This window comes from Acidovorax sp. Leaf160, assembly GCF_001424265.1.
In the GTDB taxonomy this organism is placed as follows: Bacteria; Pseudomonadota; Gammaproteobacteria; order Burkholderiales; family Burkholderiaceae_C; genus Paracidovorax.
The window spans coordinates 38,592-49,262 of record NZ_LMOV01000014.1 but is presented as its reverse complement, the minus strand read 5'-3'; the positions used below and the strand labels follow the sequence as shown (position 1 = coordinate 49,262).

Here is a 10,671-nt window from a genome sequence, read left to right as displayed (position 1 = left end):
CTCATYCGCRACGCCAACTTCATCGCCGGCCAGTGGGCGCCGGGCCCCGGCGCGCTGCTGCCCGTCACCAACCCGGCCACGGGCGAGGTCATCGCCTCCGTGCCTGACTCCGGCGCGCCCGAGGCGCTCGCCGCGCTGGAGGCCGCCCACKCCGCCTTCCCCGCCTGGCGCGCCGTGCCGGCCAAGCAGCGCGCGGCCATCGTCAAGCGCTGGAACGACCTGGTCGTCGCCCACACCGAAGACCTGGGCCGCCTGATCTCCCTGGAGCAGGGCAAGCCCCTGGCCGAAGGCAAGGGCGAAGTCGCCTATGCGGCCAGCTACATCGAATGGTTCGGCGAAGAAGCCACCCGCATGAATGGCGAAGTCATCCCCGCGCCCGTGCCCGGGCGGCGCATGTTCGCGCTGAAGGAGCCCGTCGGCGTGGTCGCTGCCATCACCCCCTGGAACTTCCCCGCCGCCATGATCGCGCGCAAGATCGCCCCGGCCCTTGCCGCCGGCTGCACCGTGGTCTGCAAGCCCGCCGAAGACACCCCGCTCACCTCGCTCGCGCTGGTGCTGCTGGCCCATGAAGCGGGCGTGCCGGCGGGCGTGCTCAACATCGTCACCGCCTCGCGCGAGAAAACCCCCGAGGTGGTCGACGTGTGGCTCGACGACGGCCGGGTGCGCAAGATCACCTTCACCGGCTCCACGCCCGTGGGCAAGCACCTGGCGCGGCGCAGCGCCGACACCCTCAAGAARCTCTCGCTGGAGCTKGGYGGCAACGCCCCCTTCATCGTCTTCGAGGACGCCGACGTGSAGGCCGCCGTGCAGGGCTTCATGGCCGCCAAGTTCAGAAAYGGCGGGCAGACCTGCGTGAGCCCCAACCGCGTCTACGTGCACGCCCGGGTGCACGACGCCTTCGCCCGGCTGCTGGCCGAGAAGGTGGGCGCGCTGATCGTGGGCCCGGCCAGCGACCCGGCCTCGCAGATCGGCCCCATGATCAACGASCGGGCGGTGGAGAAGATCGAGCGGCACGTCAACGACGCGGTGGCGCGGGGCGCGAAGGTGCTRACGGGCGGCMAGCGGCTRACGGAGCTGGGCGCCACCTACTACGCGCCCACCGTGCTCACGGGGGCGGACGCCACCATGGCCTGCGCGTGCGAGGAAACCTTCGGGCCGGTGGCGCCGCTCACCGTGTTCGAGAGCGAGGAAGAAGTCATCGCCGCCGTGCTCACGGGGGCGGACGCCACCATGGCCTGCGGCGCCACCTACTACGCGCCCACCGTGCTCACGGGGGCGGACGCCACCATGGCCTGCGCGTGCGAGGAAACCTTCGGGCCGGTGGCGCCGCTCACCGTGTTCGAGAGCGAGGAAGAAGTCATCGCCGCGGCCAACGACACGCCCTTCGGGCTGGCCGCCTACTTCTACAGCCAGGACGTGCGGCGGATCTGGCGSGTGGCGGGGTTGCTGGAGACGGGCATCGTGGGGGTCAATGAAGGCGCGCTGGCGGCCGAGGCCGCGCCCTTCGGCGGCGTGAAGGAGTCGGGCTATGGGCGGGAAGGTTCCACCCATGGGCTGGACGACTATCTGCACACGAAGTACGTCTGCCAGGGGCAGCTGGACTGACGCGAGCGACACTGCTGGGCGGCGCAGGCCGCAACACCACGAAGGCAGCACGGACGAGACCCGTCCCGCTGCCTTTGTCGTTTGTGCCTTGAGGGAATGGCGCCGCAGGTGGTGGCGCGTGCCGCTCTCAGCCGCGCGCGGATGCGGGCGCCGGAGCCGCCGCGCCCGCGGCCGCCGCGCGTTGCGTGCCGGCGCAGCCGCTGAAAACGTCCAGCTGCGGCTGGTAGACGCTGGTGCGCACGTCCATCAGGCCCAGTACCGAATGGAAATAGTTGTCGTGCGTGAGATGCTGCTCGCCCATGGCCGAGCGCAGGCACCCCAGCGGCAGCTGCATGCGCTGCTGCATGGCCGGCGACAGCCAGGTGATCCAGGGCACGTGCTTTTGCACGTCGGGCGCGATGGCGTAGGGCAGGCCGTGCAGGTAGATGTTGTTCTCGCCCAGCGATTCGCCATGGTCGGCGACGTAGATCATTGAGGTCTGCGCCTCGGCCGAGCGCCCCTGCAACCAACGGATGGTGGCGTTCAGGAAGTGGTCGGTCTCCACGATGCTGTTGTCGTAGGCGTTCAGCAACTGCTGCTGGCTGCATTCCTGCAGGCTGACCGACCCGCATTCGGGCTGGAACGTCTTGCGTGACGGGTCCGAGCGGCGGAAATAGGCGGGGCCGTGGCTGCCGATCTGGTGCAGCACCACCACCGTGCCGCGCGCGCGCTGCTCAGCCGGCAGTGCGGCGATGCGGTCTTCCAGGCCGCGCAGCATCACCTGGTCGAGGCATTCGCCATCGGGGCACAGGCCGGGCACGTTGGACGAGGCCGTGTTGCTCTCGCCGGCCCGGTCGCAAACGCCCTTGCAGCCGCCCTGGTTGTCCACCCACAGCACGGCCAGGCCCGCATGCTGCAGCACGTCGATCAGCCCTTCGTAGCGCGCGCTGCGGGCCTCATAGCCCGTCTTGCCCAGGTGCGAGAACATGCACGGCACCGACGCCGCCGTGCTGGTGCCGCAGGACCAGGCGTTGCGCGCGGTGACGAGGTCGTCGCGCGCCGACAGCTCGGGCGTGGTCGGCCGGCCATAGCCGTTGAGTGCGAAATTGCCGCTGCGGCCGGTCTCGCCCAGCACCAGCACCAGCAGCGGCGGCTTGGTCTGGCCGGCGTAGCTGGCGCCCAGGCGGGCGTCGGCACCGACGGGGATGAGCGGGCCGCTGTCCTGCCGGAAGGGGCGCGCCACCAGGTTGCCCACTGCGTACACGCTGTTGAGGGGGTTGATCATGTAGCGCAGCTGGGTGTGGTTGCGCATGGCGGACGAGAAGGGCTGGAAGACGGCCAGCAGGCACAGCACGCCCACCGCCAGCGCGCCCAGCACCAGCCAGGCCTGGTGCACCAGGCGCCGGCCCCACGGCAGGGCACGCACGCGCTGGCGCTGCAGCCACCAGAGCGGCGGCCCCGCCAGTGCCAGCACGGTGAGCGGCAGGCGCCAGGTGAAGAGACCCGCCGCCTCGTGCCCATCGGTCTGCAGCACGTTGGTCAGCATGTGGGTGTCGATCACGATGCCGTAGGCCGACATGAAATAGCAGGCGAAGGCGGCCGCCAGCACCGCGATGGCCAGCACCGGCTTGAGCGTGAACCGCCAGGCCAGCAAGCCCAGCACGGCCACATTGCCGGCGCAGACGAGCACCATGAAGGCCAGCAGGAACGCGATGCGACCCAGGCCGTGTTCGCCGGGCAGGTCCAGCACGGCCCGCCACAGCGGCACGTTGCAGGCCGTGGCCAGCCAGAGGCTGATGAGCACGATCACCCGTGCGGGATGCAGCGGCGCGGTGGACGGTGCCGACGGGGCGGAGAAGGGCGCCGAAGCAGGTGCCTGGCCAGCACCCGCTGGCGGTCGGCGCAGCGCCGAAGGAAACGCGATCAAGGACATGGACCGCGATTCTTGGTGCCAGCCCTTAACGGCACATTAAGGATGGCCGGCACAGGGGCCACGCGCGTGCCGTGGCGGGCTTTCAGCGCGCCGTGGGGGTCCGGACAGCGGCTGCCGACGCGGGAGCTGCTCTATTTTTCATAGCGGGGTGCCGGCGCATTCCGGTCCTTTCAGGCCGGTCGGGCTTCGATCGGTCCGCGATAGAAGGGCATGCCGCTATCGAGACCATAGCGAGCGAAGGTGCGGCTGGCGCGTCTGCCGCTGTCGCTGGCGCGCCCTGCGCGGGGTGCGCGCAGGCGCCGGCTCAGCGCTGCAGCGCGCCGGCGTGGTGCCGCAGGTGGTCTTCCATGAAGGTCTGGATGAAGTAGTAGCCGTGGTCGTAGCCGTCGTGCCGGCGCAGTGTCAGCGGCTGCCCGATGGCCTGGCAGGCGGCCTCGAACCGATGCGGGTGCAGCTGCTCGGCCAGGAATTTGTCGGCCAGGCCCTGGTCGATGAGGATGCCGCCGGGGTAGGGGGCGACCGGCTGGTTCTCCATCAGCACGGTGGCGTCGTGCTCGGCCCAGGCGCTGCGGTCGGGGCCCAGGTAGCCGGAGAAGGCTTTCTCGCCCCACGGGCACTGGGTGGGCGCGCAGATGGGCGCGAAGGCCGACAGCGAGCGGAACACGCCGGGGTGGCGCAGCGCTAGGGTGAGGGCGCCGTGGCCGCCCATCGAGTGCCCGAAAAGGCCGATGCGGTCGCCCGCGATGGGCTGGTGCTGGCGCAGCAGCGGCAGCAACTCGCGCATCAGATAGCTCTCCATGCGCCAGTGCCGGCGCCAGGGCTCCTGCGTGGCGTCCAGGTAGAAGCCCGCGCCGATGCCGAAGTCCCAGCTGGCGGTAGCGCCTTCCAGCGACTCGGCCGGCTCGCCGCGCGGGCTGGTGTCGGGGGCGATGAGGGCCAGGCCCAGCTCGGCTGCCAACCGCTGCGCACCTGCCTTGACCATGAAGGTTTCTTCGTTGCAGGTGAGGCCCGCCAGGTAGACCAGCGCCGGTACGGGGCCCTGCTCGGCCTGCGGTGGCAGATAGACCCACAGCTTCATCGGCAGACCGATTTCCGTCGACGGGTGCTGCAGAAACAGCTGGCGGCCGCCGAAGCTGGCGTGGCTGGAGAGGAGGGTGAAGGGCGTGGCGGCGGTGGAAGAATCGGTGGTGGGCTGGGTCATGCGAAGTGCTCTGGATCGTGGTGGCGCACCAGGTGCAGCACGGCGCGGGCAAAGGCGTCGGGCAGCTCCTGGGGCAGGTTGTGGCCGCCGCCGGGCAGCACCCGGTGGGCATGCGGCCCGGTGAAATGGTGGGCGTGCGCCGCGGTGCCTTCCACCGGCATCACGCCGTCGTCGGCACCATCCAGCGTGATGGCGGGCACGACGATGTCGGGCTGAGCGGCCAGGCGCGCCTCGATGGAAGCGTAGGCCGGGTCCCCCGGCGCGCCGGGATGCGCATGGCGATGGCGATACGAGTGGATCACCACCTCCACGAAGTCGGGGTGGTCGAAAGCAGCCGCGCTGCGCGCGAAGGTGGCTTCGTCGAACGCCCAGGTGGGCGACCACTGCTGCCACAGCAGGCGGCAGAGCGCGTCGCGGTGCGCTGCGAGGCCGGCGCGCCCGCGCTCGCCCTGGAAGTAGTACTGGTACCAGTGGCGCTGCTCGTTGGCCGGCGCCGCCGGCTTGCCTGCGGCGGCGATGTGCTGCAGGTTGTAGCCGTTGACGGACACCAGCCCTGCGCAGCGCTCGGGCCAGAGCGCCGCCACCACGCAGCAGGCGCGGCCGCCCCAGTCATACCCTGCGAGCACCGCCCGGTCGATGTGCAGGGCATCGAGCAGGGCCAGGAGATCGGCGCCCAGCGCCGCCTGTTCGCCCGATCGCGGCGTGGCGGCATCGGCGAAGCGGGTCGCTCCGTAGCCGCGCAGGTACGGCACGATGACGCGGCAGCCCTGTGCGGCCAGCAGCGGTGCGACGGCTTCATAGGCATGCACGTCGTACGGGAAGCCGTGCATCAGCAGCACGGGCGGCCCTTCCGCCGGGCCGCTCTCGCAGAAGGCGACATCGAGCACACCCGCGCGCACGCGGCGCAGCGAACCCAGGGTGGCGGCGGGCAGCGGCGGCGTGGTCATGGGCGGTATCTCCTGGACGTGGCTGGGCAGGCTGGGGTGGCGACCCGGGGCGCGCTGGCCCGGGGCCGAGGCTCAGTAGTGCACCACCGAGCGGATCGACTTGCCTTCGTGCATCAGGTCGAAGGCTTCGTTGATGCCGGGCAGCGGCATGGTGTGCGTGACGAAGGGCTCCAGCTGGATGCGGCCGGCCATGGCGTCCTCGACCATGCCGGGCAGTTCGCTGCGGCCCTTCACGCCGCCGAAGGCCGTACCCAGCCACTTGCGGCCGGTGACCAGCTGGAAGGGGCGGGTGGAGATCTCCTGCCCCGCGCCGGCCACGCCGATGATGACGGACTGGCCCCAGCCGCGGTGCGCGCATTCCAGCGCGGCACGCATCACGTTCACGTTGCCGATGCATTCGAAGCTGTGGTCCACGCCCCAGGTGGTCATCTCGACGATCACCTGCTGGATGGGCTTGTCGTAGTCCTTGGGGTTGACGCAGTCGGTGGCGCCGAAGGTGCGGGCCAGGTCGAACTTGGACGGGTTGGTGTCCACCGCGATGATGCGGCCGGCCTTGGCCAGCTGCGCGCCCTGGATCACGGCCAGGCCGATGCCGCCCAGGCCGAACACGGCGACGGTGTCGCCCTCCTGCACCTTGGCGGTGTTCTTGACGGCGCCCAGCCCCGTGGTCACGCCGCAGCCCAGCAGGCAGACCTGCTCGGGATTGGCGTCGGGGTTGACCTTGGCGAGGGAGACTTCGGCCACCACCGTGTATTCGCTGAAGGTGGAGCAGCCCATGTAGTGGTAGATGGGCTCGCCGTTGTACGAAAAGCGGGTGGTGCCGTCGGGCATGACGCCCTTGCCCTGCGTGGCGCGCACGGCCACGCACAGGTTGGTCTTGCCGCTCTTGCAGAACAGGCACTCGCCGCATTCGGCGGTGTAGAGCGGAATGACGTGGTCGCCGGGCTGCACGCTGGCCACGCCTTCGCCCACTTCCACGACGATGCCGGCGCCTTCATGGCCCAGCACGACCGGAAAGAGCCCTTCCGGGTCGTCGCCCGACAGCGTGAAGGCATCGGTGTGGCAGACGCCGGTGTGGGTGATCTTGATCAGCACTTCGCCCTTCTTCGGCGGGGCGACGTCGATCTCGACGATCTGCAGGGGTTCGCCGGCCTTGAAGGCGACGGCGGCGCGGGATTTGATGGTCATGGAGAGGTCCTGTGGTGCGGGAATGCAAGGGGATGAGCCGAGGGAGTGCCCGGCCTGGCGCACACCGGGTGCGCCATCAACACGTGACTTTAGGCCATCTGCCGGCAGCCGCGGTGCCATTGGCCGCATGCGGGGCGGGGTTGGCCGAATTCGATGGTGCAGCGCGCGGCCGGACGCGGCGCCTATAGTCGCGGGCTTCGTTCATCACCGCGCTTCTTGCCCTTTCGCCCATGGATTCCCACCCCCACGGCACCGCCCCGCACCGCGTCGACCTCGTCGTCTATCCAGGCTTCAAGGCGCTGGAGGCGGTGGGACCCATGTCGGTGTTCGACTATGCAAACGTGCACCTGCGACGGCACGGCCGGCCCGAGGGCTACGCGGTACGGGTGGCGGCGGCGCAGGCCGGGCCGGTGCGGTCGGACACGCTGATGGCCCTGGAAGCCACCCACACGCTGGCCGACCTGGAGCGGCAGGGCGCCGGCTGCACGGTGCTTCTGGTGGGCTCGCGCGACATCGAGCAGGTGCTGGCGGCATCGGCCGACCTGGTGGCCTGGGCGGCACGCGTGGCGCCCCGGGTCGCGCGCATGATCGCGCTCTGCTCCGGCAGCTTCTTCCTGGCGGAGGCCGGCCTGCTCGACGGGCGGCGCGCTGCCACCCACTGGAGCGTGGCCAGCCTGCTGCGGCAGCGCTATCCGGCCATCGAGGTGGACGCCGACGCCATCTACGTGCGCGACGGGCACCTGTGGACGTCGGCCGGGGTGACTGCCGGCATCGATCTGGCACTGGCCGTGGTGGAGGAGGACTTCGGCCACGATCTGGCGCTGGAGGTGGCGCGCGATCTGGTGATGTACCTCAAGCGCCCGGGCGGCCAGTCCCAGTTCAGCGTGCAGCTGGCCAGCCAGCGCACCGGGCACCGCGACATCCAGGCGGTGCAGAACTGGGTGCTGGAGCACCTGCCCGAGCCCATGCCGATCACCGTGCTGGCCGCGCGCGCGGCCATGAGCGAGCGGCACTTCCGCCGCATCTTCCAGCAGGAAACGGGGCAGACCCCGTCGGCCTTCGTCGAATCGGCCCGGCTGGAGGGTGCGCGGCGGCTGCTGGAATCGCAGGCCTCGCTGCCGCTCAAGACGGTGGCCGCCCGCGTCGGGCTGGGGTCGGAACAGGCGCTGCGCCATCTGGTGGTGCGGCACCTGGGCATCACGCCGCAGGCGTATCGGGAACGGTTCGGCGGGCCGGCCCGGCGCTGAACCGGTTGGGCTCGCGGGCGCGGCACGGCAGGGCACCGCAGGCACGGCAGGGCACGGCAGTAGGCTCCGGGTGCCCGGGCCTGCGCACCGGCGAGCAGCCCGCGGGCTGTCCCGCAATGAAAAACAGCCCGCGGGCATCGCTGCCGGCGGGCTGGGATCGGTGTCGGGCGGATGAGCGCCGCGACCGGCTGGCCAGGGGCCTGCCGGGCAGCGCCCCTGGGCCATCAACGCGTGGCGATGGGCTTCACATCGCGGCGCTCGGCGCCGACGAACAGCTGGCGGGGGCGGCCGATCTTGTACTCGGGGTCGCCGATCATCTCGTTCAGCTGGGCAATCCAGCCCACGGTGCGGGCCAGGGCGAACACGCCGGTGAACAGGTTCACCGGAATGCCGATGGCGCGCTGCACGATGCCGGAATAGAAGTCCACGTTCGGATAGAGCTTGCGCTGCACGAAGTAGTCGTCTTCCAGGGCGATCTTTTCCAGCTCCTTGGCCAGGGCGAACAGCGGGTCCTTTTCCAGGCCCAGTTCCGCCAGCACTTCGTTGCAGGTTTCCTGCATCAGCTTGGCGCGCGGGTCGTAGTTCTTGTAGACGCGGTGACCGAAGCCCATCAGCTTGACGCCGGAGTTCTTGTCCTTGACCTGCTTGATGAACTCGCCGATCTTTTCCACGCCGCCCTGGGCCTGGATGTCGTGCAGCATGTTCAACGCGGCTTCGTTGGCGCCGCCGTGGGCGGGGCCCCAGAGGCAGGCCACGCCGGCCGCGATGGCGGCGAACGGGTTCGTGCCGGACGAACCGCACAGGCGCACCGTCGAGGTGGAGGCGTTCTGTTCGTGGTCTGCGTGCAGGATGAAGATGCGGTCGAGCGCGCGCTCCAGCACGGGGTTGACCTTGTACTCCTCGCACGGCGTGCCGAACATCATGCGCAGGAAGTTGCCCGAGTAGCTCAGGTGGTTCTGCGGGTACATGTACGGCTGGCCCACGCCGTACTTGTAGGCCATGGCGACCAGCGTCGGCATCTTGGCGATCAGGCGGATGGCCGAGATCTCGCGGTGCTGCGGGTTGTTGATGTCGGTGCTGTCGTGATAGAAGGCCGACAGGGCGCCGACCAGGCCGGTCAGGACGGCCATCGGGTGCGCATCACGGCGGAAGCCACGCAGGAAGAACTGCATCTGCTCGTTGACCATCGTGTGGTTGGTCACGCGATTGTTGAAATCGGTCTTCTGCGATTCGTTGGGCAGTTCGCCGTTCAGCAGCAGGTAGCAGGTTTCCAGGTAGTCGCAGTTGGTGGCCAGCTGCTCGATGGGGTAGCCGCGGTACAGCAGTTCGCCCTTGTCGCCGTCGATGTAGGTGATGGAAGACTGGCAAGCCGCCGTCGAGAGGAACCCGGGGTCGTACGTGAACATGCCCGTCTGTGCGTACAGCTTGCGGATGTCGACCACGTCAGGGCCGATGCTGCCTTGGTACACGGGCAATTCCACGCTGGGACTGCCGTTGCTGAACGATAGCGTTGCCTTGTTGTCTGCCAGTTTCATTTCAGGTTCCTTCTGTTGTTAGCCCGCTAGCGCAGGAGAGGGGGCCGCTACCCGGGGGCGCAGCTGTTCAAGCACGACCTTGACGTTCGGCGTATCGAGATCGCCTGACAGTTCCTTGCGCCGAAGCAGCAGGTCCAGCAGGTCGTTGTCGGCCAGATCCATCAGTGTCGTGAGACCTTGCGCCTGGCTGGCAGTCAGGCGCGAGCCGTAGGTGAGAAAGAACTGTTCGATGAACAGGTCGTTCTCCACCAGACCGCGGCGGCAGCGCCACTTGAGCTTCGCTGCCTCGCGTTCATCCAGCAATTCTTCGGGCATCGTGCGTTCAGGTCAGACGGTGCGGCGCACCATCAGTTCCTTGATCTTGCCGATGGCCTTGGTGGGGTTGAGGCCCTTGGGGCACACGTCCACGCAGTTCATGATGGTGTGGCAACGGAAGAGCCGGTACGGGTCTTCCAGGTTGTCCAGGCGCTCGCCCGTGGCTTCGTCGCGGCTGTCGGCGATGAAGCGGTAGGCCTGCAGCAGGCCGGCGGGGCCGACGAACTTGTCGGGGTTCCACCAGAAGCTGGGGCAGCTGGTCGAGCAGCTGGCGCACAGGATGCACTCGTACAAACCGTTCAGCTCGTCGCGTTCCTCTGGGGACTGCAGGCGCTCCTTCTCGGGCGTGATGCCTTCGGTGATCAGGTACGGCTTGATCGAGTGGTACTGCTTGAAGAACTGCGTCATGTCCACGATCAGATCGCGGATCACCGGCAGGCCGGGCAGCGGCTTGAGCACGATGGTGCCCTTGAGCGTGTTCATGTTGGTGAGACACGCCAGGCCGTTCTTGCCGTTGATGTTCATCGCGTCCGAGCCGCACACGCCTTCGCGGCACGAGCGGCGGAACGAGATCGACGGGTCCTGCTGCTTGAGCTTGACCAGGGCGTCCAGCAGCATGCGCTCGTGGCCATCGAGTTCGATCTCGACGGTCTGCATGTAGGGCTTGGCGTCCTTGTCCGGGTCGTAGCGGTAGATTTGGAAGATGCGCTTCATGGGGATT

Annotated in this window: 9 protein-coding genes; 2 read left to right on the top strand and 7 right to left on the bottom strand. The window is 69.1% G+C overall.

Annotation, left to right across the window (positions count from 1 at the left end; all coding sequences use genetic code 11):
- Nucleotides 1–3: 3 nt before the first annotated feature.
- Nucleotides 4–1,605, top strand: a complete 1,602-nt coding sequence (locus ASF94_RS09985) for an NAD-dependent succinate-semialdehyde dehydrogenase (RefSeq protein WP_369818660.1) — start codon at nucleotides 4–6, stop codon at nucleotides 1,603–1,605.
- 127 nt (nucleotides 1,606–1,732) lie between these two features.
- On the opposite strand, the gene ASF94_RS09980 is transcribed toward ASF94_RS09985, so the two are convergent.
- From ASF94_RS09980 to ASF94_RS09965, 4 genes are all read right to left on the bottom strand, one after another.
- Nucleotides 1,733–3,517 (bottom strand): phosphoethanolamine transferase, encoded by a 1,785-nt coding sequence (locus tag ASF94_RS09980; RefSeq protein ID WP_056665319.1) that lies wholly within the window; start codon nucleotides 3,515–3,517, stop codon nucleotides 1,733–1,735.
- A 304-nt stretch (nucleotides 3,518–3,821) separates the two neighbouring features.
- Nucleotides 3,822–4,718, bottom strand: a complete 897-nt coding sequence (gene fghA, locus ASF94_RS09975; protein WP_056665316.1) for an S-formylglutathione hydrolase — start codon at nucleotides 4,716–4,718, stop codon at nucleotides 3,822–3,824.
- On the bottom strand, nucleotides 4,715–5,665 hold the full coding sequence (locus ASF94_RS09970; RefSeq protein ID WP_056665314.1) for an alpha/beta fold hydrolase: 951 nt from the start codon (nucleotides 5,663–5,665) through the stop codon (nucleotides 4,715–4,717). Before ASF94_RS09970 ends, fghA begins: the two co-directional genes overlap by 4 nt.
- 72 nt (nucleotides 5,666–5,737) lie before the next feature.
- Complete coding sequence (locus tag ASF94_RS09965; protein WP_056665335.1) at nucleotides 5,738–6,847, bottom strand: S-(hydroxymethyl)glutathione dehydrogenase/class III alcohol dehydrogenase; 1,110 nt, start codon at nucleotides 6,845–6,847, stop codon at nucleotides 5,738–5,740.
- 236 nt (nucleotides 6,848–7,083) lie between these two features.
- On the opposite strand from ASF94_RS09965, the gene ASF94_RS09960 reads away from it, so the two are divergent.
- Complete coding sequence (locus ASF94_RS09960; protein ID WP_056665311.1) at nucleotides 7,084–8,100, top strand: GlxA family transcriptional regulator; 1,017 nt, start codon at nucleotides 7,084–7,086, stop codon at nucleotides 8,098–8,100.
- Nucleotides 8,101–8,324: 224 nt separating this feature from the next.
- Here ASF94_RS09960 and ASF94_RS09955 read toward each other — a convergent pair whose 3' ends face one another.
- Genes ASF94_RS09955 through ASF94_RS09945 form a run of 3 tightly spaced genes read right to left on the bottom strand, consistent with a single transcriptional unit; the run spans nucleotide 8,325 to nucleotide 10,664 of the window.
- Entirely contained in the window at nucleotides 8,325–9,635 is a 1,311-nt protein-coding gene (locus ASF94_RS09955; RefSeq protein WP_056665307.1) for a citrate synthase, read from the bottom strand.
- Between the two features lie 18 nt (nucleotides 9,636–9,653).
- On the bottom strand, nucleotides 9,654–9,950 hold the full coding sequence (locus ASF94_RS09950) for a succinate dehydrogenase assembly factor 2 (RefSeq protein WP_056665304.1): 297 nt from the start codon (nucleotides 9,948–9,950) through the stop codon (nucleotides 9,654–9,656).
- Nucleotides 9,951–9,962: 12 nt separating this feature from the next.
- Nucleotides 9,963–10,664 carry a succinate dehydrogenase iron-sulfur subunit gene (locus ASF94_RS09945; RefSeq protein WP_056665301.1) on the bottom strand — a complete coding sequence of 234 codons (702 nt, stop codon included), beginning with the start codon at nucleotides 10,662–10,664 and terminating at the stop codon, nucleotides 9,963–9,965.
- Nucleotides 10,665–10,671: the final 7 nt, after the last annotated feature.

Coding starts and splice junctions, on each gene's coding strand:
- ASF94_RS09950 (WP_056665304.1), bottom strand. CDS start 9,950: ATGCCCGAAGAATTGCTGGATGAACGCGAGGCAGCGAAGCTCAAGTGG.
- ASF94_RS09960 (WP_056665311.1), top strand. CDS start 7,084: ATGGATTCCCACCCCCACGGCACCGCCCCGCACCGCGTCGACCTCGTC.
- ASF94_RS09945 (WP_056665301.1), bottom strand. CDS start 10,664: ATGAAGCGCATCTTCCAAATCTACCGCTACGACCCGGACAAGGACGCC.
- ASF94_RS09980 (WP_056665319.1), bottom strand. CDS start 3,517: ATGTCCTTGATCGCGTTTCCTTCGGCGCTGCGCCGACCGCCAGCGGGT.
- fghA (WP_056665316.1), bottom strand. CDS start 4,718: ATGACCCAGCCCACCACCGATTCTTCCACCGCCGCCACGCCCTTCACC.
- ASF94_RS09955 (WP_056665307.1), bottom strand. CDS start 9,635: ATGAAACTGGCAGACAACAAGGCAACGCTATCGTTCAGCAACGGCAGT.
- ASF94_RS09970 (WP_056665314.1), bottom strand. CDS start 5,665: ATGACCACGCCGCCGCTGCCCGCCGCCACCCTGGGTTCGCTGCGCCGC.